Raw genomic sequence first — 25,202 nt, forward strand, 5'->3', positions numbered from 1 at the left:
GCTACGTCATATGAAGTGTCGCCGACGAGGATCGCGCGCTCACCCCCGCTTGGCGCAGGGCAACCTCGAGTATGTCCGGCGCTGGCTTGGACTGCTCGGCGTCGTCAGAAGTGGTGACAGTGCTCAACGCGTCGTCGGGCAGGTCGAGCAGTTCGATGACGTGATCGGTGAACCGCTTTTTCCCCGAGGAGGCTAGGGCGACTCGCAGCCCGCGCTTGCGCAGCATAAGGACCAGGTCACGCGCCCCGTCTAGTAGTCCGACCTCGTCAAGGAGGTGGGAATACTCCTGCTCCCACCTGGCTCGTAAATCGTCGCCAAGACGGGCCTCCACGTCGTCGTCGGTCACGACAGCAACTAACTTGTCCCCGCCCATGCCGATCGCCCGGTGCACCCGCCACAGAGGCGGAGTGAGGTCGAAGTGGGCGAAGGACCGCGACCACGCCAGGGCGTGGTGGTAGGTCGAGTCGGCCAGAGTGCCGTCAACGTCCAGTAAGACAGTATCGCGTGTCGGAGTCATTCCTCCTGTTTACCCGATTGCCAAGCTCTCGCGCAGCATTTCGTTACTCGGGAGAGACCGCAAACTCCTTCATCTTCGCGATCGCGAAGCCCCACCCCTGCTCAAGGGTTGGTTTCGGCGGCAGGGCGATCTCGTCCGGGTTGGTCACAACATCTAGCAGCACTGGACCTGGGTGGGCCAACGCCTCTACTACCGCACCGTCGACGTCGTGTGGGTTAGTGACTCGAATCCCTCGCATTCCGATGGCCTCGGCAACCTTGGCAAAGTCGGGATTGTTCAGCACGGTGCCGAACTCGGGCAGACCGACCTGCTCCATTTCGAGCTTCACCATGCCGAGTCGCCCATTGTTGAAGACGAAGATCTTGACCGGAAGCTCTTCGGAAACGGCCGTGATCAGGTCACCCATCAGCATCGAGAGACCACCGTCTCCACAGAAGGCGATTACTTGCCGGTCACGATCCAAGGCCTGGGCCCCCAGTGCCATCGGCATCGCGTTGGCCATTGAGCCCAAGTTGTACGATCCGAGGAGCCGCCGATCGCTGCTCATCCGCACGAAGCGGCTCAGCCAGACCGTCGACATACCGGTGTCGGTGGTGAAGATCGCGTTGGAGTCTGCGTGCCGCTCAACGACATCCGCCAGCAACTCTGGTCGGATCAATTCATCGCGGTTGTCGACCTTGCCTCGCAGCAGCCCGACCTTCTTTTGTCGTAATCGGGGTCGGTGAAGTGGGCCTGACCGCTGCCCCACGACGCGTAGGCCTTTCGCGCCGCATCAAGGTGATCGCGATCGCGCTTTGCGTCCAACAACGGCAGCAGTGCATCAAGCGCGAGGCGAGCATCGCCGACCACCGGGTAATCGACAGGCGTTCGGCGCCCGATGTGGGCTCCGCGGACGTCAAGTTGCACCACGATCTTGCCGGTGGGCAGGAACTCCGGGTAGGGAAAGTCCGTGCCAATAAGCACCAACACGTCGCAGGAGTCGAACGCAAGAGCAGTCGCCGGATTGCCAATCAGTCCAGACTGGCCGACCTCATAGGGATTGTCATCGTCGAAGCCCTCTTTCGCCTTCAGTGAGAGCACCATCGGGGCCGCGAGGTGCTCGGCGGCCTGCAGCACTTCCGTGCGAGCGTGGCGTGCTCCCAAACCGACGAGGAACGTCACCGAGTCGGCGCCGTTGATGGCCTCGGCTGCTGCTTGCACCGCTTGGGGAGCGGGCGCCGCCACCGGCTGGGCTTTCGCAAACTGTGGGACCGGGGTGTTCTTGGGCACTTCTAGTCCGCCGATATCTCCCGGAAGCGTTAGCACGGCAACCCCCGCTCGGACAGCGCGGTATTAACGGCCTGCTCAAGAACACCAGGCAGTTGGTCCACGCTGGTTACTGTCTGACAGAAGACCGACACATCGGCGAAGAGCACATCGTTGTCGACCTCCTGAAAGAAGTCTGATCCCATTTCCTCCCGCGGCACCTGCCCGCAGATCGCCAGCACCGGAGTATGAGACTTTTGGCGTCATAGAGGCCGTTGAGGAGGTGAATTGCTCCGGGTCCGACCGTGCCGGCACAGACGGCGAGATCGTCAGTCAGTTGAGACTGGGCAGAGGCCGCGAAGGCCGCGGCTTCTTCGTGGCGGACCCCGACCCACTCAATGCGGTCCTCACGGCGGATCGCATCCGTAACCGGGTTGAGCGCGTCTCCCACGACACCCCACACCTGACGGACACCATGCTCGGCTAGGGAATCAATCAGAAGTTCAGCCACAGTTGTCATAGCGTCAAATTAACATCTTGGTCCTGCTGCCAGCGGGGAGACCTAGCGCCGCCACACAATGTCGCTTGAGATCAGGAGCGGTATTCGGGGTTTTCGTAGTCGAAGCGCTCACCGTCGCTCCACGCTGGGCGGACGTTGCCATAAGCCGGGATGCCGCCAGCAGCCTTGAGCGCCTTGGCCAGGTGCATCAGGTTCCAGGTCATAAATGTGGTGTTCCTGTTGGTGAAGTCGTTCTCGGGGCCGCCGCTTCCTCGTCGAGGTAAGACGGGCCGGGCCCTGCCTCGCCAATCCAGCCAGCATCGGCCTGGGGTGGGATGGCGTATCCAACGTGGCCGAGGCTGTAGAGGATATTCATCGCACAGTGCTTGATGCCGTCCTCATTGCCAGTAAGTAGGCAGCCAGCGACGCGGCCGTAGAAGATCGATTGGCCCTGATCGTTGAGCATGCCCGACAGCGCATAGAGACGCTCAATGATGATCTTGGTAACGCTGGAATTGTCGCCGAGCCAGATGGGGCCACCGATCACCAGGATGTCACTGTCGAGGATCCCTGGGTAAAGGTCTGGCCAGGCGTCCTTTTCCCAGCCCTCTTCCTTCATATTCGGGTAGACGCCGATGGCGATATCGTGATCGATGGGCCGGATGACGTCGACCTCAATACCGTTCTTGCGCATAATTGCGGCGCTCGCGTCGATCAAGCCCTGAGTATGGCTCATCGCGGGACTCTTTTTGAGCGTGCAGTTGAGGAAGGTCGCTTTAAGGCCGGTGAAGTCAGCGTCGGGGGAGGTCATGGCCTTAGCCTCATGTATGGCACCCAGGGGCGCAACTGATTTTGCTTGATGCGTCAGTGGAAGCAAACTCAAACAACGCCAGCCGCTACACCTATCTAGGCGCTCGCGCTAAGCACCAGAGCGCCAGCGTGTAAACCGTTATTCTCAGACCTCCGGATAACGAGGGGGCGATCTGTAGGAAGATGTACAAGACCAAAGCAGTGACAACTATGGACGGTACGCTTTGCCTCCAGGTGAAGATAGTTTTCGAGGTCTGATTCATTGGATCCAAACTAGATTAAATAATTTGCGGAGCAGTGAAAATCTACTCTCGACTTATTATTCCGCTTAGGAGCGCGTATAAGAAATAGGCTAAAGATACTAGCGCGAGCGTTCCGAAGATCACCAATTCAACGGTGCTTGTACTGATAATCGCAAAGCGCAAAAACTGCAAATCCACAGGAAAACGTGATGAGGAGGGCTATCTTGTTGACCTTCCTTCTATCCGGCGACATCACGAATAGCCTCCTGAGTCGGTCGACCTAGCATGATTCTGAGATTCCCCGTCCGGTCTGGGCTGCAGCACCGAGGGCCGCATAGTGGCCCACTACTGCCCAGGCTAGACCCACTCCCGTAGCTGACGTGGCAAGTCCAACCCAGGACTTCACCATGCCTACGGCAGCCACTCCTCCCCAATAAATTGTCTCTCCACAAGACGCGGCCCCGGTGGAGTCGGTTTGGTTGGTTGGGTTGCAGCCGGAGTGCCTGAGTGGCTGGATTTCAGCGCGCTGCACTAAAGTTAGTGCGGCCCATGTCTTACTCATTTCCACTCTTACTTAAAAATCTGTCTCCCAGAGCTTTCCTCAATTCATGCGAGCGCAGCATAGCTGTCAACGTCGCGATAGAACCGACTCCGACTAAACCTAGTGAAAATAGAAAGAACCATAGCGTCCATGCTCCTCGCACATTTGGTTCTTCACCTGAGAATAGAATTCCTCCCATTCCAGCGAAAATCGCGCTAATGCCTCCAAGGAACATGGAAGTATACCAATTGCGAACAGCCCCTAAATCAGTGACCCTGAATATCAAAACTGGGACCACAAAGGCAAAAGCCGCAAAACCGGCGATCGCGAAGGATAGAGGAAAAGAATAGCCTGCGTCTTCAACTCTGCGACCAACCGCCGAACCTATTAAACCTGCACCGCCCGAAATTATAAGAATATTGATGTAATCTCGTGAATTCATATTCATGTCACCACCTCCCTTTACCAACACTCAAAAGCAGATTCGAACAGTGCGTCACCAATTCCAAAGAGCCCTCCACTGATTCCACCGACCGTGAAACCTATAGCCGCACCGGGTAACCCAGTGCTAAATAGCCCCACAACTGCACCACCAGTTGCGCCAGTCGCCACGCCATACTGGAGCCCGTTCGAAACAGTCGACCTTACACGCACGAAGCCCGCGATAGTCGCGACGATGGCCACGATAAGCGCGATCTTCGACAGACGCTCCTTGCGGGTGATGCCGACAGCGGCGGTAATAATGGCGGCGCCACCGAAGAGGATAGGGATAAAGACCACGGCAATAGCCGCAAGGACGAATGAGATGATCGACAACAGGTTCGATCCACTTTTTGGCGGCTCATTGTTGGCTGCTTGGTTGGTCTCTGTCACGACGCTTCCTTGCGTTGTGTCTGGCTAGTGGCATACGAACCACCCCGGCGTTTGCGTCACGAGTTTAAAGGCCGCAGCGTGTTTGCGCCCGTCATAGTCATTGCGGCGAGCACTGTTTCCCTGATGAGGGCGACTTTCCCACGGTGGTGGGCCGGATCGGTGCGGCAACGTCCATGAGTTGCGAGGACGGTGGTGCCCGCCGCGAGGCTGGGCTAGGGGCTCGCATACTCTGAATAAATGAACACAGACAAGCAAAAAAAGGACAAGCCAAAGAAGACTCTCTCGAGGCGGGATCATCTTTTGTCAACGCCGAGACCACAATGGGCGGTGCGGATAGCGTGCCGGACACGCCTGACGTCAACATCGCAAACGACGAGGACGGCCGAGACCTCAGCGTTCGGAAAGACAAGAGCTAAGGTCAGACCCTGCCTTTAAGCAATGCGTGCTGGTACACCAAAGGCTCGAGGTAGCGATCGAAGAACCAGAACGGCACCCGTGGTCGGGTCAAGTCGATCAAGGGAACTGAGCCAGTGGGGTGCCCGTTACGGTCGAACTCCGCGACCAGAGCACGGTGGCGTTCAACGGTAATGGGCACCACCGTGTAACCGTCGTAGCGACCAAATTCTTTGCCTAGGCGAGCGGCGATGATGTTGTCGCTCAAAATTTTCACCTGTTTGCGCAGGCCCCCACCGGATGGGCGAGTGTTGAGGGCAGCCGCGTCACCCACTGCCCAGACGGTGTCGAACCGGCGGTGCTGGAAGGTCTGCGGATCAACGTCAACCAAGCCGGTCTCGGATTGCGCGAGCCCGCTCTCAGCGATCCATGAGCCTGGGCGGTAGGGCGGCACCAGATGGGCCATCGCCACATTATCGACGTGCACAGTGCCGCTGGGTCCTTCGAGAGTGATTTGGCGGCTTTCGGGGTCAATCTCGGACAGAGTCGTTCCGGTGTGAACCTCAACGCCGTATTTTCCCAGATAAGGCTCCAGGCGCCGGTCGATGAACGGCACCCCCAGCACCGTGTCTGTCGGCACCGCGAGCACCACTCGCATGGACTCCAACACTCCCTCGCGTTGCCAAAGTCGCACGCGAGAAAGAGCGGTTTAAGAGCGGACCCACCACACGGCGCAGGTTCCGGTGGAACGGTGAAGACGACAGTGCCCGATCGGGTGGATTTGATCATCGGCCAAAGTTGAGTAGCGGCCTCGGGGACAAAGGTCGTGGTGGCCCAACCCGCGTGGTAGGCGGCCGCAAGACCCGGGATCGCATCGACATCAGGGAGCAGCCCAGGGGCCAACACCAGATCTCGATAGCGCAGGCGTCGACCCGCGTCGGTGGTGACGATGCGTTGTTGCGGATCGATGGATTGAACCGATTCGCGGTAGTGGCTAATCCCGTTGGACAGCGCGCTGGCCATGGTGCTGGTGAGCTCGTCAAGCTTCGCTTGTCCGCCACCGACATAGTTCAGCAGCGGCCGGTAGCGGTGCACGGCGCGAGGCTCAATCACGGCCACATTGCGGCACCCCAGGCGTTGTACCCGACCGGCTGCGGAGACTCCACCGTTGCCGCCACCGACGACAAGGACATCGTGAAAGGCGTCTATCGACTGGTGGTCAGACCCGGTTGTGTGCGTTTCTCCAGAGCGTGCCATAGGTACCAGTGTGCACCGTTAGATTTGTCAGCACTCAACCCGCAACTCTTCGACGTGGCTCCCCTTGGCGCTCAGCCGCGCAGATAATCTTGGGTGTCTGCGGCCATCACAACCCCACGGTCTCCGTCGACGATGACCTGCTGACCGTCGCTTAACACTGTCGTCCCGCGACCACAGCCCATCACTGCGGGTAGGCCGTACTCCCGAGCCACGATTGCCGCGTGCGACGCCATCCCACCGTGGTCGACAACCACGGCCGCGGCCCGAATGAAGAGGGGCGTCCAAGACGGGTTGGTGGTCGGGCAGACCAACACCTCGCCTCCTCTCAGAAGCCCGAACTGCTCGGGACCATGCACGACGCGGACCCGCCCAGTGGCTCTGCCTCCCGCGCCGGGAGCCCCGCTAACCAACACATCAGCCTCGCGCTCTGCATCCGGATAGAGCGTGCTGGTCGCAATCAGCGGGGCACCAGCCAATGCTGCATACGCAGCACGACGCCGTCGCACCGTCGCGGCTAACCGCTTCATGGTTGCTGGTGAGATCTCGTGGGGATCGGTGATCGTGGCCACCTCTGGCCAGCTCAAGTACCAAATGTCGTCGCGATCAGTAATCGCGCCCGCCGCCGCTAATCGTCGTCCGGCTTCAACCACCGCACCTCGGGTGACCGGCATTAGTCGAGTTGCCTCAAAATGGGTGTCCTCCCGTAGTGCTACCGCGGAGGCCGCCGCGGCGACCAGGCGACGGACCCATTCTTGGGAATTGGTTCGAAGGATGACGGGGTGGTTGAGCAAGGTATCTAGCGAGCCCTCGCCTCTGGTGGCGGTTGAGGCGTCGGGGCGTTCGGAGGCCAGCATCGCCACGAGCGTCAGCACGGTCTTGGGTCATCTACCCAGGTAGGTTCGCGAAGCAGCAAGATGCTGGCTGTTTCCCGGTGTCCGTAATGTGCCAGGAACGTCGCTAGACCCTGAGCGAAGTCGATCGCTGAGGTGTTGGTCTGCACGTAGGCGAGCAGTTCGTCGCCTTCGAGATCAGCGAATGCATGCCGTAGTTGGTTGTCCTCGCGCACCACGGCGGCGAGGTGAGATAGGGCGTCGTTGGCCTCTCGAGTGAGGGTAGGTGCGTGTGCGGTGAGGTCTTGCAACAGGTGATCGGCTCCCAAGGCGCGCACGACGAGCCGCAGTCGGATGATCCCCGCAGCTGCCGCCGGTAGGTAGCCGATCCGCACCTGGGCGACCAGATCAACCAAGCGCGCGGCCTGGGTAGGAATCTCGACCAAATCGGCCCACTGAGCCGAGGCGACGTCCGTGGCTGCCAGCGCAGTCGCCTCGTCGAGGTATCGGTGGTGCAGTGGATCGTGTCGCCAGTCGTTGGCGTTTCGCCTGGTGCGGGATAGGGAGCGCAGGAGCCGAATAGGGGTGTGCGGGGCGGGGTGGCACGAAGGATTGCACAACTCCGTCCTGAGCAGGGACGGTATCGGTGAGTGAAACGCGGGCGCCAGCGAGTCCAGCAAGCATTTGCTCAACTAGGGCACCGACGGTGGGCAGCATCCAGGCACTCAGTTCCATTGGATAGGGCCGCCTGGGTAACAACTCCAGGACTATCGGCCCGAAGAATCGTTGCACCCTGCTTAGCGAGATAGGCGCTGGCGGCAGCGCGGTCATCGGACGCGCCTGCAAGATGGCAATCTTGCCAGCGCTCACGGCCCATTCGATGTCTTGTGGGCCACCAGTGCTCTGCGATGCCCCGGCCTATCCGAGCCAGCGCAGCAAAGTCGGCGGCGGCAAAGGAGAGCCGTGGGCCACCGCGTCGGCACCGACGAGCGTTTCGGTGCCACCCGAGGCAAGTGCACGGATGACGGTTTCGCGCTGTCCGTCGCGGTGCTCGATCACCTGCACGGCTGCGTCAACGATCGCATGATCGGGCGTGACGAGACCTGACACGACCGCTTCGCCGAGGCCGGGGTCGGAGTCGATTACCACCCGATCCCGTGCCCCGGTAATGGGGTCAGCCGTGAACAGGACACCGGCTCGGTCAGCCGGCACCATACGTTGTACCACCACCGCGATCGCCACGTCAGTGGAGTTGATGCCGATCCGAGCGCGATATGAAATTGCGCGCTCGGTCCATAAGGAGGGTCCAGCAGCAGCGGATCGCTTCTAGCAGGTGTTCCTCGCCCAAGACCCCCAGGAATGTGTCTTGTTGACCAGCGAATGCTGCTCCGGGTAAGTCTTCTGCCGTAGCGCTAGAGCGGACCGCCACCTGGCCAGCGCCGAGCTGGCCATATGCAGACAACACCTCGGCACGCACCTGTGTTGGCAGCGAGATTGGGTGCTGCCGCTGCCCGGTCGGAGGTGGCGATCAGCAACAGCTTGACGGTAGGCATCGGTAGTGACAACGAAGCCATCTGCAACGTTGAATCCAGCACCGCGCAATTCACCGAGGTTGGCGCCCTTGCCTCCGGCTAGCTCAAGATCGCCCGCGTCAAGGGAAGACAACCCCCGACAGAGGGAAGTCATGCATTCAAAGTTACACCGGTACGCCGTAGACGGGTTTTGAAAGGAACGGTCGGTCTCAGCCGACTAGTCAGAAGACGTTCGGTGTTGCTGTGGATCGGCATCTGAAGTAGTTCCATCCAACTGAGTAGCGGTTGGCTCCTTAAGCAATGCTGGGCAGCGGTAGAGGGTGCGTAGGTCTGCGGGCCTGCGAGGGCGATCTGGCGCTTGCAGGCCCGCAGACTTTGCGGGCGATTCGCCGCGCTGCGACTTGGTCATTGTTTTGTCGGCGGTGAGACATGACCAAGCCGCGCGAAGGGAATAGGTCGTAAACATGTCGAGAACTCCTGGCTCGGGTGCGGGCTACTCCCCATTGAGTCCTCGCCCCCTATGTTCTTTCTATGAATAGACTTGGCGCGGCATAAGACATCTATCGTTTCGCAGCCGAAGTGAGGAGAAATATTGATGCGTGGTCATGCCCTGATCGCCTCATCAAACGTGCTGCCGTCCCACCCTTGCGGGGGTACTCCTAAGTCCTGAGGGGACTATCGTTCAAATAGTGCCCACACTGCCGCCGACTAAGCCTGCCGCGTCACCCGAACCGTGGGGATTCCGGGTATGGGCCGATCAGGAGTTGGCACACAGGGTGCCCAGTAGTCCCGCCGATATCGACTCCGCGCTCCGGCTAGCCAACTCGCTATCTGGCTTGGGCCCTCAAATCGGGATTTCAAGTTGGCCCGTGCTCTCAGCTTTGGCCACCATCGCCAGCATTGACCTCAGCGCAGCACGCGTCATCGAGCCGCACCTTGACGCGTTGGCGATTTTGCATCAAGCCGGGTCGACGAGCCAACCACCCCGTGGGGCTGACGCGCCTGGGACCTGGGGGTTTACGCCGCTAGCCCCCTGGGACGCGGGTCACGGCATCTGGACCGGATGCTAATAACCAGTGGACCCTCACTGGCGCGAAGCCATGGTGCTCCTTGGCGACACAGGTTTCACACGCCCTCGTCACGGCGTCAATTGAGGGTGTCGGACAACAGTTGTTTGCCCTCTCGCTGCGTGCTGAGGGGGTCCGGGTGCTGCCTTCGGAATGGAAGGCGCTGGGCCTGCAAGAGATCAGCACCGGAACGGTGGAATTGGACAACGCCGCGGCGGAACCAGTCGGCCCTCCCGGTTGGTACCTAGAGCGTCCCGGCTTCGCCTGGGGCGGGGTGGCTGTAGCTGCCGCCTGGTTTGGTGCCGCGGCAGCCCTAGCCGGTGCGCTGAAAGCTGCAGCCGCACGCCGGACGCCGGATCAAATCGCGCTGATGCACCTTGGTTGCTGCGACGCTGCTTTGCATTCCGCGCTGTTAACTTTGCGCGAAGCAGCCAGGGCGATGGACGATCCGCAGACGACATCAAGCGAAGCTGCATTGCTGGCGAGCCGGACGCGCGCCTGTGTCGCCGAGGTCGCTGAGCGAGTCATCACGAGCGTCGGGCATGCGCTAGGGCCCGGTCCCTTGGCATTTGACGAACCCCATCTTCGACGAGTTGCGGACCTCACTTTGTATCTGCGTCAACATCACGCAGAGCGGGACTTGGCTCGCCTTGGTTCGCTTGTCGTCGCAGACGTTCACGTGGATTCGCCGCATGGAGCCGCCAAGTGAACTCGAACACCGTGCAATTTAGGCATGAAGACGAGGGGATAAGCGAAGCAGTCTGGTGGTCTACCCCGCAGTGGGAGGACGTTCCAATCCTCGACCTCGTAGCGACGGCTAGTCGCTTTTCGACGGTGTTGGTCGCGGCTGCCCATCCCGACGACGAAACGATTGGCGTTGGCGGCCTGCTGGCCGATTTAGCTGCTTTGGAACTGCCGATCACGGTGCTGATGGGAACCAACGGCGAAAGGTCTCAGCCTGGCCTAGAGGAGTCGGGCCGATCGCGGTTGGGCGATCAGCGCCGCCATGAAGTGCAGCGAGCGGTCGAGAAGTTGGCATCGCATGCGCATCTGAGTCACCTCAATCTGCCGGATGCGCGCTTGAGCGAGCACGAGGAGGAGTTGATGCAGGCCATCGTCAACCGCAGCGATGAGGCCACGTTGATTTTGGCCCCGTGGACCGACGACGGCCACACTGACCACGATTCGTTGGGGCGCGCAGCCCAACGCGCCGCGAAGATCACCGGCGCCGTAGTAGTTCACTTTCCCATCTGGATGTGGCATTGGAGCGAACCCGCATCCGTGCCCTGGTCTCGAATGGTGGCCGCCGAGCCCTCACGGGTCGCTTGTTGGCTCAAACGCGCGGCGCTGGAGGAGTTTGCCTCGCAGCGCATGCCCAGCAACGTTAATTTTGACCATCCACCGGTAGCAGCGATCCTGAGCGGGACCCTCTTGGCTCGTGCTCGGCGACTCATCGAAACACTGATCGACCCTGGCGCTGAGTTGCCTGTTTTGAGCCGAGAAGATCGAGACAGCCGCACCATCACCCGCTCGGCCACCTTTGATGAGATGTATGACGCGGGGAGTGACCCATGGGGAAACGCCCAGTCCTTCTACGAGCAGCGACGGCGTTCACTGCTCCTAGCCGCGTTAGGTCGCGCCCGCTATGAGCGGATTTTGGAGTTGGGGTGTGCAGACGGACACGTGACGTCCGCGCTTGTCAATCGCGCAGAAGAGGTTGTCGCGATTGACACCAGCCCGCGGGCGGTGGCTGCCGCTCGGCTGGCCGCACCAGCCGCCGACATCACAGCGGGGAACTTGCCCAATGACATACCCCATGAGCAATTCGATCTGGTGATCTTGTCTGAGGTTGGTTATTTTCTGACCGCGACCGAATTGATCGCCACCCTTCGCCGCGCCCGAGCAGCGTTAGTCACGGGCGGCGAACTGCTGCTATGCCATTGGCAGCATCCAACGAAGTCAGTGCCGTTAGACGGAATTTTGGTCCATGAGCAAGCTCGCACTGTGCTGGGCTACTCACCATCGGCTCAGTATCGAGATGGGGATCTATGTATCGAAGTTTGGGCCGATGCGCCCTCGATCGCCGAGTCAGAAGGTCGCACGTGAAAAACATCCACCAGGTCGTCGTCGCCATTCCGGTACGCAACGAAGAGGCTCTTTTGCCGGCCTGCTTGAAGAGCGTCGCTATGGCGATCAGCACGTTGAGACAGGTCTACCCCGGCGTGCGGACCTGTGTCGTGGTGGCTTTAGACGGCTGTACGGACGGTTCGGGAGCCGTGGCGCTATCCAGTGGAAACCAGATAGTGACTCTGGCCGGGGTAGGAGTAGGAGCCACCCGGGACGCCGCGATAGTTCACGGATTGAGCTGTCTCAGTGGGCCGCAGATGACCCAAACCTGGTTGGCCTGCACCGACGCCGACACCGTTGTGCCACCCACGTGGCTAGTCCGTCAGCTGATGTGGGCCAATAGCGGGATGGATCTTGTCGTGGGAACCGTGGAGCCGTTCGGCCTGGACGACCCCCGCCTGCTCGCCACCTGGCACAGCAAGCACCAGCTGACGGAGGGCCACCCCCACGTCCACGGGGCCAACCTAGGTGTCCGAGCGAGCACCTGGAGCGAAGTCGATGGGTTTGGTCCGCGGTCGGCGCATGAAGATGTTGCTCTTGTCGCTCGGTCTAGGTCTCATACTTCGCGATGGGTTGCGACCGACACCACCCGCGTCGCGACCTCGGGGCGTCGTGTCGGCCGGGCCGAAAGTGGTTTTGCGGATTATCTGGGCACATTGAGCGTTCCGCAGTGAGAGTCGCTTTGCTGGGCCCTTCTCGCCATCCGGTGGTCGAACCGTATGCCGGTGGCCAAGAGTCGTATGTCGCGACGCTGGCTCGCGGACTTCGCGAACGAGGTCACCGGGTGACGTTGTTTGCCGCTCCCGGATCGGATCCCGACTTCGCCGATGAATTGGTCGAACACCCCGTCTTGCCGGACCTCTCGACGGTGGCGGCGATAGACCCCCAACTCCCCGAACCGGGCTTTTTGCGTGACCAAAACGCGTTCCTCGCGGTGACAAGTGAGCTGATGCGACGTCGCGCAGACTTCGACGTTGTACACAACAACTCCCTGCATCATCTGCCGTTGATGAGCGCCGAAGCCGTAGACCTACCCCTTGTCACAACGCTACACACCCTCCGTTCCCGTGGATGGAGTTGGGCATCGCGTTGTGCAAAACCCGTGCCTCTTTCGTCGCGGTCAGCGCTTCGCTGGCCGCTCAGTGGACGTCCTTGTCGCAGCCAGCGGTCGTCATACCCAGTGGAGTGTCTGGGGCTACGTTCGCCACCGGAAATGGGGGCCGGATGCAGTGTGGGTGGGCAGGATGGTGCCGGAAAAGGGTGCTGACCTCGCCGTCGCTGCGGCCCGCCACGCTGATCGACCCCTTCGCCTGATCGGCCCGATCGGCGACCCTGCCTGGTTTACGGCACGTCTGCAGCCTCTCTTGGGAGGAAATGTTCACTACGAAGGACACCTCAGCCAAAACCAGACGGCGAACGTCGTAGGTAGCGCCGGGCTCCTCCTGATGACGCCGCGCTGGGATGAGCCTTTCGGTCTAGTAGCGGTCGAATCCGCATTGACCGGCACTCCGGTGCTGGCGCTGCGCAGAGGCGGATTAGCTGAGGTGCTTGATGAACACATGGGTGTGTTGGTCAGTCCAGGAGACACGGATGAAGCCACGAGTCTGGCCTTAGCGGCGCACGTTGACAGCACCGCGGCTATGCCGCGAGCCGAGGTGCGAGCCAGTGCGATGCAGCGGTTTTCAGTGGCGGCCATGGTCGCTGCCTACGAGGACATCTATCGGAAGACGATTGCAGAATGGTAATTGGCTACTACGTTCACGACCACGGTGCTGGACATCTGACCCGCGCTAAAGTCATCGCGGCAAATTTGCGGCAGCGGGGCCATGACGTGGTGTTTCTTGGTTCAGACCTACAAGAGGAGGCGGGAATCACCCTGCCCAGGGATAACGATGGGTCAGAACCTTTCGTAGACCCGGATGCCTTCGGAGCGTTGCATTGGGCGCCGCTGGCCCACGCGGGCTTCTCCGCAAAGATGGCAGCCATAGCGACTTGGGTGCTGGAGCGACGTCCCAACATTTTTGTCGTTGACGTCTCCGCTGAAGTGGTGACCCTGCTGCGCTTGCTGGGGGTGAACACCGTTCTCGTGGCGCAGCCAGGTGATCGCAGCGATGATGCGCACACGTTGGCTTACCGGTGCGCCACCGCCATCCTGGCTCCGTGGCCACCTGAGGCCAGCCCAAACCCAGCGCTGCAGCCCTATACAGAAAAGGTTTTCCATACCGGAGGAATCTCAGGGCTGAACGCTACGCGCCAAAGTGGTAGTACAGGTGTGCTGTTGAGCGGGCGCGATGGCACAACCACTGGCGATACTCTTCAACATCTTTCCAAGCAACTACCAGATATGGCGTGGGTGGAAATCGGTGGCTCTCATTGGGTGGATGACGTCGGGGCCGTGTTGGCGCGCGCCGCGGTGGTCGTGACCCACTGCGGTCAGAATGCCATCGCCGACACAGCAGCGCTCGACATACCGGCAGTGTTATACCCGCAAGCGCGACCCCATGAAGAGCAAGTTTATCTCGGGGCTGAGTTGAGTCGTCTAGGACTGGCGGTCTCCGTTGGCAGTCAGGACCTCGCCAGGCTCGATTGGGCCACAGCCGTGACCGAAGCGATTCGTCGGCCATCTCAATGGGCTCGTTGGCAGACTGTCGACGCCGCCAGCCGCGCCGCCGACATCATTGAACGGGTGGGTGCCAGCAAGCGGCCCGCCACGATTGAGGAGGTAAAGGTGGCTAAGGTCTGCGTCGTCACCGTTGCGCGCGGTCGGCATACTCATCTACGCCACCAGTTACGGCTGCTGTCCCAGTCAAACCCGGACAGCGACCACGTCGTCGTGGCTATCGACGACCGTGAGATACCAAAGGTGGTGGCAGCGCATCGAGGCGATCGTGAAGTCGACGTTCTCGCAGTCAACGGACACGAGCTAGGGCTGCCCTTGGCCTACGCCCGCAATGAGGGAGTGCAGCGAGCACTGACCGCGGAGCCGACCTCATTGTGCTGCTCGACGTCGACTGCCTGGTCGGCACTCCACCCTAAGTCGGTATGCCGACGCAGCCCTTGGGTCTGGTCCGGCACTGTGGTGCGGGCCAGTGACATACCTACCTGAGGCGATGGTGCCGCCGATGCATAGTGACGGACTGGACGCGGTGCGAGACCCCCACCCAGCACGACCCGCTCCCGACCCTGGCCAACTCCAGCCCGGGGAAATCACGATCTGTTCTGGTCCCTCAGTGCTGCCCTCACTCCGCAAACCTGGTCGATCCTGGGCGGGTTTTGCCCGGACTATGTTGGCTACGGTGGCGAAGATACTGATCTGGCATGGACGGCCCGATCGCGTGGGATCGACCTCGTCTGGGTTGGCGGCGCCGACGCGTACCACCAACATCACCCCATATCCTCACCACCTATCGAGCATCTGGACGCCATCGTGCGAAACGCGCAGGTCTTTCACGAGCGTTGGGATCAGTGGCCGATGCTCGGGTGGTTGAACGCGTTTGCTGAGCGCGGTTTGGTGCACTTCAACGGCCGCGAATTGCGCCAGATGTCGGTGTGATGGGGCTGGAATGAGGGCACCCTCTCGGGTGTGTTCACGGCGGGGTTAACTTGAAATAGTTAGTGAATGATCACGTAGCTGGCTCTTGCTGGCTACTCACCAGATGTCTCAGGAGGAACAGTGTCAGAACGCAACACATTGGTTAGGTCTGCTCACGATCTCGGTCTGGGGGCATGGTTCGGCGGATCCCTCATGGGGGCCGTGGGTTTGAACGGAGCGACGGCCCAGGCGCAATCTTCGCAAGAAGCATTGCGGTTGTCCTCCTTGGGTTGGGCTCGCTGGGCCCCTGTTAGCGCTGGTGCGATTGCGCTGCATGCTTTGGGCGGCCTGAGGCCTCATCGCCGGCAACAAAAAGCGCGTCGAGCAACAGGAGGAAGCGCAACAGAACACCGCGGTCAAAACTGCTCTTACTGTCGTTGGGGTCGGATTGACCGTATACAGCGGCATGTTGGGCAAGAAGGTCTATGACCTGCAGGACAACCCCACTCAGGGGGTTACCGAACCAGCCGCGGGCAGTGACAGCGAACTCGCTTCTGCACAACAGCAGTTGAAGTATTGCCAGTGGGCTTTGCCTGCTGTGACGGGTGTCTTAGTCGTCTTGGGTGCCCAGCAGGGTGAACAGCAGCGACCCGCCGAACAGGCTCGTGGCCGGTTGAGTGGCGTCCTGCAGCGCAGTTAGTGGCCACCCCTATCGCTGGATAGGGGCCTTGTTCAAATCGGCTTCGGTGCGTGGGTGTAATCTGCACTTCCATGAGCGCCCCCACCGAGCCGAGCACCACAAACTCGGGTTCAGCGACGCTATCGGTAGCGCTGATGAACGACTACGAGGTGGTAGTGCGCGGGTTGGCCGACATGTTGGCGCCCTACGGGGATCGCATTCGGGTTGCCGAACTTAACGTCAATCTGACGCCGACCGATCCCGTTGATGTCACGTTGTATGACACCTTCGCCGTGCCGCAGATTTATGGGGAAGATGTCGAGACCCTGGTAGCGAATCCGAACTGTGGTCATATCGTGGTTTACAGTTGGCAGTCGCAGCCTGATGCGCTTGAAGCCGGGTTATCGAAGGGACTTTCGGGCTATTTGCCTAAGACGTTGTCGGCCGATGAGTTGGTGACTGCGCTAGAGCGCGTCCACGCGGGAGAACAGGTCGTGATGTACGCCGACCGCTCACGCGATCCCGACCATAGCGACGACCCAAACATCGACATCAACGGACCCGGTGCGGCCCAACGGTGGCCAGGCCGGGAAGCGGGACTCTCGCCCAGAGAAGCAGAAATGCTTGCGCTCATCACGCAGGGTTTGTCCAATGCCGAAATTTCGGCCAGGTGTTACCTGAGCGCAAACACAGTGAAGTCCTACATTCGTAGCGCCTATCGCAAAATCGATGTCGATACCCGCGCCCGTGCAGTGAGTTGGGGGATGACACACGGCCTGCAGCTCGAACAGTTGCGCGAGTGGTGCCATAATTAGCTTGGCGATGTTTGCGACATCCTGCACACGTCGCCGGGGTCGCGCACCATTCGAGTTGGGTCCGATCCACCACCTGATGCAATCGACAGGCAGGGAATGCGATGAAGACGTACACGATCTCCGAGAACGCTTGGCCGAGCCGGGAGGATTCGACGGATCAGGCGCTATCCGATGAGACGCTTTGGCGAGTGGACTTGTGGTGGCGGGCCGCCAACTACTTGTCTGTGGGCCAGATCTACCTTCTTGACAACCCGCTTTTGCGCGAACCGCTCAAGCCAGAGCACGTCAAGGCGCGCTTGCTCGGCCACTGGGGAACCACCCCGGGCTGACGTTCTTGTACGCGCACCTCAATCGCGCCATTGCCGAGCGGGGCACCAGCGCGCTGTATGTGACGGGCCCGGGCCATGGTGGCCCCGGGCTGGTGGCCAGTTGCTACCTGGAGGGCAGCTACACCGAAACGTACCCAGACATCACCGGTGACACCGAGGGCATCCATCGCCTGTTCCGCCAGTTCTCATTTCCCGGCGGCATTCCTCACACGTTGCCCCAGAGACGCCTGGGTCGATCCATGAAGGCGGTGAACTGGGTTACGCGCTGTCTCACGCCTACGGAGCAGCTTTCGATAACCCTGATCTGCTGGTTTTCGCGGTCGTGGGTGATGGAGAGGCCGAAACTGGCCCGCTGGCCACGTCGTGGCACTCCAACAAGTTTCTCAACCCGCATACCGACGGTGTGGTGTTGCCGGTGTTGCACCTCAACGGCTACAAAATCGCCAACCCAACAGTGTTGGCTCGCATTCCTGAGGACGAACTCGCTGCCTTGATGCACGGCTACGGTCACAAGCCACATTTTTTCACGGGCGGTTTTGAAGACGAAGACCATGCAACCGCGCACCGCAGGTATGCCGAACTGCTCGATGTCGTGCTCGACGAGATCGCTCAGATCAAGGCTGATGCTGCTGCTCGCGACGCCGCAGGGCAGCCTCAAGAACGGCCACTGTGGCCGATGATCGTTTTTCGCACGCCGAAGGGCTGGACCGGGCCGAAGGAGGTCGACGGTAAGCGCACCGAGAACTCGTGGCGCTCACACCAGGTGCCGCTGGCCAACGCTCGCGATACCGACGAACATTTGAAGAACCTTGAAGATTGGCTGCGCAGCTACCGACCTGAAGAGTTGTTCGACGACGACGGTGCTCTGATTGCTGAGATCACTGCGGCCAATCCGCCGGACGCTCTGCGCATGTCTACTAACCCAATCACCAACGGCGGTCTGGTGCTGCGCGATTTGCGGATGCCGGACTGGCGCGACTACGGGGTCGAGGTAGACGGCTCGATGACCGAAGCTCCCCGCATCCTGGGCAATTTCTTGCGGGACATCATCACGCTCAACCCCGATAACTTCCGGATCTTTGGGCCCGACGAGACAGCCTCCAACCGGTTGCAGAACGTCTTTGAGGTGACGGATAAGCAGTGGATGGCCGGTTATCTGCCAAACGATGAGGGTGAAGCGATGGCCCGAGTGGGCCGGGTCATGGAGATGCTTTCGGAACACCAGTGCCAGGGGTGGCTTGAGGGCTACTTGTTAACCGGTCGGCACGGTTTAATGAACTCCTACGAGGCGTTTATTCACCTCATCGACTCGATGTTCAACCAGCACGCCAAGTGGCTCAAGGTGACCAACGAAATCCCGTGGCGTCGGCCGATCGCGTCGTTGAACTACCTGCTGTCCTCGCATGTGTGGCGCCAGGATCACAATGGCTTCTCACACCAGGACCCCGGGTTCATTGACCACGTGGTCAACAAGAAGGCCGACATCGTGCGCGTGTATTTGCCACCGGACACCAACACGCTGCTGTCGACCTACGACCACGTGCTGCGCAGTAAGCAGTACGTCAACGTGGTAGTGGCCGGCAAACAACCCGCGCCGAGCTTTTTGTCGGTCGATGAGGCCTTGAAGCACTGCACCCGTGGATTGGGCATCTGGGATTGGGCGGGCACCGAGGTGGCGGGGGAGTCACCGGATGTGGTGCTCGGCTGTGCCGGTGACGTGCCGACGCTGGAGGCGGTGTCTGCGGCGGCTCTGCTGCGCGAGCACATCCCTGACCTTAAGGTGCGCCTGGTCAACGTGGTGGACCTGATGCGACTGCAAGATGAGAAGGAGCATCCGCACGGGCTCTCAGATCGGGAATTCGACACGATCTTCACCCCCGACAAACCGGTGGTTTTCGCCTACCACGGCTATCCGTGGCTCATTCACCGGCTGACCTACCGGCGCACGGGGCATTCCAACCTGCATGTGCGCGGATACGTCGAAGAGGGCACGACGACCACGCCTTTCGACATGCTGATGTTGAATAACCTGGATCGCTATCACCTGGTGATGGACGTCATCGACCGAGTGCCCGGTTTAGCCACTCGGTATGCCGGGCTACGCCAGCAGATGGTCGACCAGCGCCTAGAGATTCGTGCTTACACCCGGGCTACTGGGCAAGACAGCCCGGCCGTACGCGCGTGGGTGCGTCCTGACGCAGGGGAGACTGCCACCGTCGAGGGCGGACCAGCGATGCCCCAAGACACTGGTGGCGACAACGAATAGACAGTCACCGGCGTGTTCTCGCTGTCATGCGTCAGCGCGGACAACTGCCGCAGGCCCGCCGGGTGCAAGCGAAGTAGCGCTTGCACCCGGCGGGCCTGGTTGTTGGCTTGAGCAGCCGTGTTGCTTGGTTAGGTCCGCGCGTTGGTGGCTGGCTCCCGCAGGATGGTCTCTGGAGCGGGATCGGCATCGCCCGCTGCTGCATTGGCCTGAACGGCGTCCTTGATACGGGCGCCGATCTGCTCATCGACGTTGTGCCAGTACTGGAATGCGCGCTCCAGCACCTCAGGGTGAACCCCCGCTAGAGCACCAGAAACAGTGTCAACGAAACGATCACGGGTGGCGTCGTCAAAGACGTCGCGAACCAAGGTGCCGGCCTGTCTCCAGTCATCATCCTCGGCGTGCAGGATGTATGCCTGGCGCACCATTTCGCCATCGGCTTCCCAACCCTCGGCGACTGGGCCCTCTTGATCGGCGTAGGGGCGCCCGAAGCTATTCGGCGCATAGACCGGGGCATCACCCGTGTGCTGATAGGCCATATTGCCGTTGACGATATAGGGGGCTGGCTCGTTGTTGACCGGCTGGTTGACCGGCAACTGGTGGAAGTTGGTGCCAATCCGGGCGCGGTGTGCGTCTGCATAGGCGAAGACGCGGCCCAACAGCATCTTGTCCGGGGAGAAGCCGATGCCGGGCACGGTGTTGCTCGGCGCAAAGGCGGCCTGCTCGATTTGGGCGAAGAAGTTCGTCGGGTTCTCGTTCAGGGTCATCGTGCCGACCTTGATCAGCGGGTAGTCCGAGTGTGGCCAGACCTTGGTCAGGTCGAACGGGTTGTAGCGATAGTCCTTCGCGTCTTCATACGGCATGACCTGCACCGACAACTCCCAAGTGGGGTGCTCCCCGCGACCGATCGCGTCGAAGAGGTCGCGGCGGTGGTATTCACCGTCCGCTCCGGCAAGGCGCTCGGCCTCGTCTGCCGTGAGGTTTTCCACACCCTGGTTGGTGTGGAAGTGGTACTTAACCCAGAAGCGCTCACCGGCTTCGTTGACCCACATGTAGGTGTGCGAGCCGTAGCCGTTCATGTAGCGCCACGAGCGCGGCAAGCCACGGTTGCCCATGAGGTAGGTCACCTGGTGGGCCGACTCGGGGTATGCGTCCAGAAGTCCCACTGCATCGTGGCATCGCGCAGGCCAGAGTCGGGCAAGCGCTTCTGCGAACGGATGAAGTGCGGGAACTTCATGGGGTCGCGAATGAAGAACACTGGCGTGTTGTTGCCAACCAGGTCGAAGTTGCCCTCGGAGGTGTAGAAACGCAGTGAGAAGCCGCGGACGTCACGCCACGTGTCAGCCGATCCTTGCTCACCCGCGACCGTCGAGAAACGAGACAACATACGGGTCTTGGTGCCGGGCTGGAAAACAGCCGCCTTGGTGTAGGCAGAGACATCACCGGTCACCTCGAACTCGCCGAAGGCTCCCGAGCCCTTAGCGTGCGGCTGGCGTTCTGGCACGTTTGCTCGGTTGAAGTGGGCCAGCGTCTCGACCAAGTGCACGTCGTGAAGCAACAGTGGACCATTGGGCGACAGGCTCAGGCTATTGCGGTCAGATTCAGCCGGCGCGCCACCGAGAGTAGCCGACCCGCTGGGGTCTGTGCCGTCGTGGATCAAATCTTTGTCAGCGTTGGTCATGTGTCTCCTCATGGGAAAGGGATGTTTCCACAGTTCGTGGGAACGTGTGGGCTGGTCTTTTACACTGGTTGTTGTTGGCAGTCGGCGCAGCGGCCCCAATAGATGACCTCGGCCTCGTCGATCAGGAAATCCTGGGTATCGGGCGGGGTCAGACAGGGTGGTTCGCCCGAGGGGCATTCCACGTCGGCGATGGTCCCGCATTGACGACAAGTCACGTGATGGTGGTTGTCTCCACCCGCGTCTCGAAACGAGCCGGCGAGCCAGCTGGCTCGATTCTTCGGACCAGCCCCAGTTGTTTGAAAAGCGCGAGTGCGTCGTACACCGCTTGGGTCGACACAGCACCGAGCCGGTTCCGCACGGCCTGGGTCAAGGTATCTGCGTCTGCGTGGGGCAGTTCGTTGACGGCTCGCAGCACAGCCACCCGAGAAGCGGTGACCCGCACGCCGCGAGCACGGATCATGGACTCCGCAGACTCTTGGTCGGCCGCCAATTCAGCGGGAACTTCTGGGGTCAACATTCATCGAGAATACTTCCTGGTTGGAATGATTCAAGGATGAGTTGAAATTAGAGATCTAGTTCAGCAACAGCGTCTCGGGCGCTTCGGCCGACACCGACGATGGTGGCCGATCCCGGCCCAGTCCAATCCCCGTAGCCGAGAAGGTGCAACCTCGGCTCCTTCACGGCGCGAGTCCCCGACACGGCGATGGTGCCGTCGTGCTCGCGCAACCGCAATGGTCGAAGGTGGTTCAAAGCGGGTCGGAAACCAGTGGCCCACACATTGCATCGGCATGCTGGTGCTTATTCTTCCAGGCAATACCGCGTCGGGTGAGCCGGTCAAACATCGGTAGCGCTTTGAGAGCACCGCGATCCCGGGCTGCCCGGACTTCGGGCACCATCACCACATCTCCTAGCTCTGCTATTCCGCCCGGATCGGAGTGCCCAGCGGCCAGGGCAGCGGCGCGTTGAGAGGCGAGTTTGAAGAGCGCCCTGCCATCGACATCGTCGGGTAGGAACCGTGGCGGGCTAGTAGTCACCCACGTCGTATCTGCCTGCGTGGAGATTTCGGCGACAAGTTGGGCGGCGGAGTTGCCGCCACCAACAACGACGACGTGTTGTCCGGTGAACTCCGTGGGCTCGCAGTAGTGCACGGTATGCAGTTGTCTTCCGGTGAACTCTCGGGCGCCTGGGTAGATCGGCCAGAATGGTTGTTGCCAGGTGCCAGTGGCGCTAATGACTCGACGCGCTCGCCAGAAGCAGTTCTGGGCTTCTACGACGAGGTCAGATCCGTCTCGACATACTCCCTGACCCGGATCGGTCGCTTGACCGGTAGATCGTATCGGCGCTCGTGCTCAGCGAGGTATTCGACCACGTGTGAAGCGGGTGGAAATCCATCGGGCCATGCAGGCATGGGTCTGGCCGGCAGCGACGAGAATTGCGCCGGTGAAAACAGTCGCAATGAGGGCCAAGCGTGAGACCAAGAGCCACCGGGGGTGGGCTGATCATCGAGAATCACATACCGGTGTCCCGCTCGCCGCAGATAGTAGCCAGCCGACAAGCCGGCCTGACCTGCACCAATGACCACGACGTCAGTGCATGTCATGTTCTGTCCTCACCTGACCGCGAGTAGGCAGAACTCGTTTCCCTCTGGATCGCTGAGCACTACCCAACTCTCATCTGCGTCCTGCCCCACATCGGTGGGGCGCGCGCCTAGGGCAAGAAGTCGCTCGAGTTCGCCCGCGGCGCTGGGGCTGTCGGCAGTCAAATCCAGATGGATGCGGTTTTTGACGGACTTGCTCTCAGGGACTACTAAGACATCGATCGTTGGCCCCACACCATCGGGCGCTGCGATACTGACGATGCTGTTGTGTTCTTCGGTGATGTGCCACCCAAGAACATCACACCAAAATCTGGCAATGAGTCCTGGTTGCTCGGCGTCAATGGCGATAGCTGCAATACGACTAGACATGGGTGCCAGTCTTAACCTGCGTTAGCCCGTGCGCAATAGAAGATGGGACTCAGCGAAACAACCCGCGGCCAAGAATAAGGAGCCATTGATGGCATCCCAAGAAATCGCTGACTATGCGTTGTTGTCGGATTGCCGATCGGCGGCGCTGGTTAGTCGCGACGGAAGTGTCGACTGGCTGTGCTTCCCTCGGTTCGATAGCCCAGCAGTATTCGCCGGCTTGCTCGATGACGACGGTGGGCACTGGTTCTTGCGTCCAGTGGATGAGGCATCCATCGAGCGCCGTTATCTGGACAGGTCAATGGCACTCGAGACGACCTACCGGACCGCGACTGGTGAAGCGGTTGTGCTTGATGCGATGTCCATCGGGCCTAATACGCCAGATCACGACTTGGCAGCCCAATCACCTGGGGTGCTTCTTCGACAGGTGACCTGCACCAAAGGCAGCATCGCCTTCACGATGGACTATGCACCTAGACCTGAGTACGGCTTGATCCATCCACTGCTGCATGCGGTTGACGGCGGGGTGGTGGCCCGCGGTGGAGCCGACATCTTGGTGTTTTCCTCCCCGGCCGAGGTGAAACTAGGCGAGTCGGTGACTGCCGAGTTTGAGTTGTCGAGCGGTCAGTCGCATGGGTTTGCCCTCCAGCACCGCACCAGCTCACAGGCGGTGCCCGATGTCTGGTCCTCAAGCGAGATAGCAGAAGGCCTCAACGACGTGATCGCAAACTGGCAACGGTGGTCAACCGAGCGTCAAAACTACGACGGTCCCTGGCCTGATTTGGTGACCCACTCTGGCCGGGTATTGCATGCACTGTCATATCAACCAACCGGAGCAATTGTGGCCGCTCCCACCACATCACTGCCCGAAACGGTGGGCGGCTCCCGCAATTGGGACTACCGCTACACCTGGGTGCGAGATGCCAGCCTGACGCTGGAAGCATTGTGGATTGCTGCCTGTCCCGACGATGCCAGCAATTTTTTCACCTTCCTGACCAACGCTGCGGCGACGTCAATGCTGCGAGGCAACGACCTACCCATCATGTTTGGGGTTGGCGGCGAGCGAGATCTCAGCGAACGGTCCTTGCCCCACTTACGAGGCTGGCGCGACAGCACACCGGTGCGTGTAGGCAATGGCGCCTGGAACCAGCGACAGCTCGATGTTTATGGCGAGTTGCTCGGTGCAGCACACCGATTCCAAGATCAATTGGGCGATCTCGACACCGAGACGCAAGAATTCCTCGTTTCAGCCGTCGAGGCTGCCACGACCCGATGGACCGAAAGCGATCAAGGTATCTGGGAGATACGCGGCGAACCCCGCCACTACTTGTATTCAAAATTGATGTGCTGGGTTGCCCTCGACCGCGGAATCGAGCTAGCCGAAATTCTGGAGGCCAAGGCTCGCATACCCGAGTGGAAAGCGGCCCGGGAAGAGATCGCGACGGCCATTCTTGACCAAGGATGGAGTGACACCGCACAAGCGTTCACCCAGTCGTTCGGCTCAGACCATCTCGACGCGTCGGTCTTGATGCTGCCCATTGTCGGCTTTCTACCTGTTGATGACCCAAGGGTCCGCGCGACCATAGACGCTATTGCAGAGCGGCTGACCGACGATCACGGCCTGGTCTTTCGCTATCTGGCCGAGGACGGTCTAGAAGGCGAAGAAGGGACGTTCCTCCTGTGTACCTTTTGGCTGGCTCAGGCTCAGGCCCTGATCGGAGAAACGCGCCGGGCCCGCGAGACTTTCGAACTAGCCATCTCCTATGCCAACGATGTCGGGTTGCTAGCCGAGGAAGTCGATCCCGCAGGTGCCGACTTGTTGGGGAACTTTCCGCAAGCCTTCAGTCACATCGGGCTGATCAACGCAGCGTGGGCGATCTCGCAGGCAGAGGGGGTCTCGGTCGCTTGAGGCACCCCAGGGGGGTGTTTTTGGGCCAAAGGGCACTTCAGAAGTGGATTCTCAAGCCGTCCGACAGATTTGGTGGCGTTGGGCTTGCATGCCAGGCA

Annotated in this window: 27 protein-coding genes and 6 pseudogenes; 12 read left to right on the forward strand and 21 right to left on the reverse strand. The window is 60.7% G+C overall.

Translation table 11 applies throughout. The features are described from left to right. Position 1: 1 nt before the first annotated feature. From L0A91_RS13115 to L0A91_RS20020, 15 genes and pseudogenes are all read right to left on the reverse strand, one after another. Positions 2 to 517 (reverse strand): HAD family hydrolase, encoded by a 516-nt coding sequence (locus L0A91_RS13115; protein WP_235244839.1) that lies wholly within the window; start codon positions 515 to 517, stop codon positions 2 to 4. A 43-nt stretch (positions 518 to 560) separates the two neighbouring features. After that, the gene (locus tag L0A91_RS13120; RefSeq protein WP_235244840.1) at positions 561 to 1,175 is read right to left on the reverse strand and encodes a thiamine pyrophosphate-dependent enzyme; all 615 of its coding nucleotides are present in this window, start codon (positions 1,173 to 1,175) and stop codon (positions 561 to 563) included. Further along, positions 1,172 to 1,786: a hypothetical protein gene (locus tag L0A91_RS13125; RefSeq protein WP_235244841.1), complete on the reverse strand. Its 615-nt coding sequence runs from the start codon at positions 1,784 to 1,786 to the stop codon at positions 1,172 to 1,174. The genes L0A91_RS13120 and L0A91_RS13125 overlap by 4 nt, the downstream gene beginning before the upstream one ends. Positions 1,787 to 1,815: 29 nt before the next feature. Beyond that, on the reverse strand, positions 1,816 to 1,968 hold the full coding sequence (locus L0A91_RS13130; RefSeq protein WP_235244842.1) for a hypothetical protein: 153 nt from the start codon (positions 1,966 to 1,968) through the stop codon (positions 1,816 to 1,818). Positions 1,969 to 2,078: 110 nt separating this feature from the next. Beyond that, positions 2,079 to 2,282: pseudogene (locus tag L0A91_RS13135) on the reverse strand (thiamine pyrophosphate-binding protein); the annotation flags it as partial. Between the two features lie 71 nt (positions 2,283 to 2,353). Then, positions 2,354 to 3,072, reverse strand: a pseudogene (locus L0A91_RS13140) (flavodoxin family protein). Positions 3,073 to 3,867: 795 nt separating this feature from the next. Next, positions 3,868 to 4,302, reverse strand: coding sequence for a hypothetical protein (locus L0A91_RS13145; protein ID WP_235244843.1), 435 nt, complete (start codon positions 4,300 to 4,302; stop codon positions 3,868 to 3,870). Between the two features lie 14 nt (positions 4,303 to 4,316). Next, positions 4,317 to 4,727 (reverse strand): hypothetical protein, encoded by a 411-nt coding sequence (locus tag L0A91_RS13150; protein ID WP_235244844.1) that lies wholly within the window; start codon positions 4,725 to 4,727, stop codon positions 4,317 to 4,319. A gap of 418 nt (positions 4,728 to 5,145) precedes the next feature. After that, positions 5,146 to 5,760: an FAD/NAD(P)-binding oxidoreductase gene (locus L0A91_RS13155; RefSeq protein ID WP_235244845.1), complete on the reverse strand. Its 615-nt coding sequence runs from the start codon at positions 5,758 to 5,760 to the stop codon at positions 5,146 to 5,148. Between the two features lie 263 nt (positions 5,761 to 6,023). Then, positions 6,024 to 6,377: pseudogene (locus L0A91_RS20010) on the reverse strand (FAD-dependent oxidoreductase); the annotation flags it as partial. 71 nt (positions 6,378 to 6,448) lie between these two features. Then, positions 6,449 to 7,249, reverse strand: a complete 801-nt coding sequence (locus L0A91_RS13165; protein ID WP_235244847.1) for a PEP-utilizing enzyme — start codon at positions 7,247 to 7,249, stop codon at positions 6,449 to 6,451. After that, entirely contained in the window at positions 7,243 to 7,827 is a 585-nt protein-coding gene (locus L0A91_RS13170; RefSeq protein ID WP_235244848.1) for a hypothetical protein, read from the reverse strand. The genes L0A91_RS13165 and L0A91_RS13170 overlap by 7 nt, the downstream gene beginning before the upstream one ends. 298 nt (positions 7,828 to 8,125) lie before the next feature. Next, positions 8,126 to 8,437, reverse strand: a complete 312-nt coding sequence (locus L0A91_RS13175; protein WP_397333730.1) for a PEP/pyruvate-binding domain-containing protein — start codon at positions 8,435 to 8,437, stop codon at positions 8,126 to 8,128. 13 nt (positions 8,438 to 8,450) lie between these two features. Next, entirely contained in the window at positions 8,451 to 8,684 is a 234-nt protein-coding gene (locus L0A91_RS20015) for a PEP/pyruvate-binding domain-containing protein (protein ID WP_397333731.1), read from the reverse strand. 95 nt (positions 8,685 to 8,779) lie between these two features. After that, positions 8,780 to 8,893, reverse strand: a pseudogene (locus tag L0A91_RS20020) (hypothetical protein); the annotation flags it as partial. Between the two features lie 622 nt (positions 8,894 to 9,515). Here L0A91_RS20020 and L0A91_RS13185 point away from each other — a divergent pair. From L0A91_RS13185 to L0A91_RS13230, 11 genes and pseudogenes are all read left to right on the forward strand, one after another. After that, complete coding sequence (locus tag L0A91_RS13185; RefSeq protein ID WP_235244851.1) at positions 9,516 to 9,809, forward strand: hypothetical protein; 294 nt, start codon at positions 9,516 to 9,518, stop codon at positions 9,807 to 9,809. A 40-nt stretch (positions 9,810 to 9,849) separates the two neighbouring features. Next, entirely contained in the window at positions 9,850 to 10,515 is a 666-nt protein-coding gene (locus L0A91_RS13190; RefSeq protein WP_235244852.1) for an acyl-CoA dehydrogenase family protein, read from the forward strand. Beyond that, positions 10,512 to 11,912: a bifunctional PIG-L family deacetylase/class I SAM-dependent methyltransferase gene (locus L0A91_RS13195; protein ID WP_235244853.1), complete on the forward strand. Its 1,401-nt coding sequence runs from the start codon at positions 10,512 to 10,514 to the stop codon at positions 11,910 to 11,912. Before L0A91_RS13190 ends, L0A91_RS13195 begins: the two co-directional genes overlap by 4 nt. Then, complete coding sequence (locus L0A91_RS13200) at positions 11,909 to 12,607, forward strand: glycosyltransferase family 2 protein (protein ID WP_235244854.1); 699 nt, start codon at positions 11,909 to 11,911, stop codon at positions 12,605 to 12,607. Before L0A91_RS13195 ends, L0A91_RS13200 begins: the two co-directional genes overlap by 4 nt. Continuing rightward, positions 12,502 to 13,200, forward strand: coding sequence for a glycosyltransferase (locus tag L0A91_RS13205; protein WP_397333732.1), 699 nt, complete (start codon positions 12,502 to 12,504; stop codon positions 13,198 to 13,200). Before L0A91_RS13200 ends, L0A91_RS13205 begins: the two co-directional genes overlap by 106 nt. Beyond that, positions 13,178 to 13,678, forward strand: a complete 501-nt coding sequence (locus tag L0A91_RS13210) for a glycosyltransferase (RefSeq protein ID WP_397333733.1) — start codon at positions 13,178 to 13,180, stop codon at positions 13,676 to 13,678. The genes L0A91_RS13205 and L0A91_RS13210 overlap by 23 nt, the downstream gene beginning before the upstream one ends. Then, on the forward strand, positions 13,672 to 15,039 hold the full coding sequence (locus L0A91_RS13215) for a glycosyltransferase (RefSeq protein WP_235244856.1): 1,368 nt from the start codon (positions 13,672 to 13,674) through the stop codon (positions 15,037 to 15,039). Before L0A91_RS13210 ends, L0A91_RS13215 begins: the two co-directional genes overlap by 7 nt. Positions 15,040 to 15,360: 321 nt before the next feature. Next, positions 15,361 to 15,486 (forward strand): hypothetical protein, encoded by a 126-nt coding sequence (locus tag L0A91_RS17665; protein ID WP_260115225.1) that lies wholly within the window; start codon positions 15,361 to 15,363, stop codon positions 15,484 to 15,486. Between the two features lie 427 nt (positions 15,487 to 15,913). Further along, positions 15,914 to 16,165 (forward strand): hypothetical protein, encoded by a 252-nt coding sequence (locus L0A91_RS19160; protein WP_311197830.1) that lies wholly within the window; start codon positions 15,914 to 15,916, stop codon positions 16,163 to 16,165. 71 nt (positions 16,166 to 16,236) lie between these two features. Continuing rightward, positions 16,237 to 16,959, forward strand: a complete 723-nt coding sequence (locus L0A91_RS13225; RefSeq protein ID WP_235244857.1) for a LuxR C-terminal-related transcriptional regulator — start codon at positions 16,237 to 16,239, stop codon at positions 16,957 to 16,959. A gap of 101 nt (positions 16,960 to 17,060) precedes the next feature. Continuing rightward, positions 17,061 to 19,554: pseudogene (locus tag L0A91_RS13230) on the forward strand (phosphoketolase). Positions 19,555 to 19,682: 128 nt separating this feature from the next. Here L0A91_RS13230 and L0A91_RS13235 read toward each other — a convergent pair. The 6 genes and pseudogenes from L0A91_RS13235 to L0A91_RS13250 all read right to left on the reverse strand — a co-directional run bounded on the left by L0A91_RS13235 (position 19,683) and on the right by L0A91_RS13250 (position 23,198). Continuing rightward, positions 19,683 to 21,232, reverse strand: a pseudogene (locus L0A91_RS13235) (catalase). 211 nt (positions 21,233 to 21,443) lie between these two features. Further along, positions 21,444 to 21,749 (reverse strand): transcriptional repressor, encoded by a 306-nt coding sequence (locus L0A91_RS13240; protein ID WP_311197831.1) that lies wholly within the window; start codon positions 21,747 to 21,749, stop codon positions 21,444 to 21,446. Between the two features lie 47 nt (positions 21,750 to 21,796). Next, positions 21,797 to 21,982, reverse strand: a complete 186-nt coding sequence (locus L0A91_RS19165) for a hypothetical protein (protein WP_311197832.1) — start codon at positions 21,980 to 21,982, stop codon at positions 21,797 to 21,799. Further along, the gene (locus tag L0A91_RS19170) at positions 21,979 to 22,569 is read right to left on the reverse strand and encodes an NAD(P)-binding domain-containing protein (RefSeq protein ID WP_311198167.1); all 591 of its coding nucleotides are present in this window, start codon (positions 22,567 to 22,569) and stop codon (positions 21,979 to 21,981) included. Before L0A91_RS19170 ends, L0A91_RS19165 begins: the two co-directional genes overlap by 4 nt. After that, positions 22,500 to 22,832: an FAD-dependent oxidoreductase gene (locus L0A91_RS19175; protein WP_311197833.1), complete on the reverse strand. Its 333-nt coding sequence runs from the start codon at positions 22,830 to 22,832 to the stop codon at positions 22,500 to 22,502. The genes L0A91_RS19170 and L0A91_RS19175 overlap by 70 nt, the downstream gene beginning before the upstream one ends. A 9-nt stretch (positions 22,833 to 22,841) precedes the next feature. Continuing rightward, a complete protein-coding gene (locus tag L0A91_RS13250) occupies positions 22,842 to 23,198 on the reverse strand; it encodes a VOC family protein (RefSeq protein WP_235244858.1) in 357 nt (118 codons plus the stop codon). 88 nt (positions 23,199 to 23,286) lie between these two features. Between L0A91_RS13250 and L0A91_RS13255 the strand changes: the two genes are divergently transcribed. Next, on the forward strand, positions 23,287 to 25,104 hold the full coding sequence (locus tag L0A91_RS13255) for a glycoside hydrolase family 15 protein (RefSeq protein ID WP_235244859.1): 1,818 nt from the start codon (positions 23,287 to 23,289) through the stop codon (positions 25,102 to 25,104). Positions 25,105 to 25,202 lie beyond the last annotated feature (98 nt).

Source organism: Ornithinimicrobium sp. INDO-MA30-4 (assembly GCF_021535045.1).
Classification (GTDB): Bacteria; Actinomycetota; Actinomycetes; order Actinomycetales; family Dermatophilaceae; genus Ornithinicoccus.

Coding starts and splice junctions, on each gene's coding strand:
- L0A91_RS13115 (WP_235244839.1), bottom strand. CDS start 517: ATGACTCCGACACGCGATACTGTCTTACTGGACGTTGACGGCACTCTG.
- L0A91_RS13130 (WP_235244842.1), bottom strand. CDS start 1,968: ATGGGATCAGACTTCTTTCAGGAGGTCGACAACGATGTGCTCTTCGCC.
- L0A91_RS13145 (WP_235244843.1), bottom strand. CDS start 4,302: ATGAATATGAATTCACGAGATTACATCAATATTCTTATAATTTCGGGC.
- L0A91_RS13205 (WP_397333732.1), top strand. CDS start 12,502: ATGGGTTGCGACCGACACCACCCGCGTCGCGACCTCGGGGCGTCGTGT.
- L0A91_RS13210 (WP_397333733.1), top strand. CDS start 13,178: ATGGTGCCGGAAAAGGGTGCTGACCTCGCCGTCGCTGCGGCCCGCCAC.
- L0A91_RS13215 (WP_235244856.1), top strand. CDS start 13,672: ATGGTAATTGGCTACTACGTTCACGACCACGGTGCTGGACATCTGACC.
- L0A91_RS13225 (WP_235244857.1), top strand. CDS start 16,237: ATGAGCGCCCCCACCGAGCCGAGCACCACAAACTCGGGTTCAGCGACG.
- L0A91_RS13240 (WP_311197831.1), bottom strand. CDS start 21,749: ATGTTGACCCCAGAAGTTCCCGCTGAATTGGCGGCCGACCAAGAGTCT.
- L0A91_RS19175 (WP_311197833.1), bottom strand. CDS start 22,832: ATGACATGCACTGACGTCGTGGTCATTGGTGCAGGTCAGGCCGGCTTG.
- L0A91_RS13250 (WP_235244858.1), bottom strand. CDS start 23,198: ATGTCTAGTCGTATTGCAGCTATCGCCATTGACGCCGAGCAACCAGGA.
- L0A91_RS13255 (WP_235244859.1), top strand. CDS start 23,287: ATGGCATCCCAAGAAATCGCTGACTATGCGTTGTTGTCGGATTGCCGA.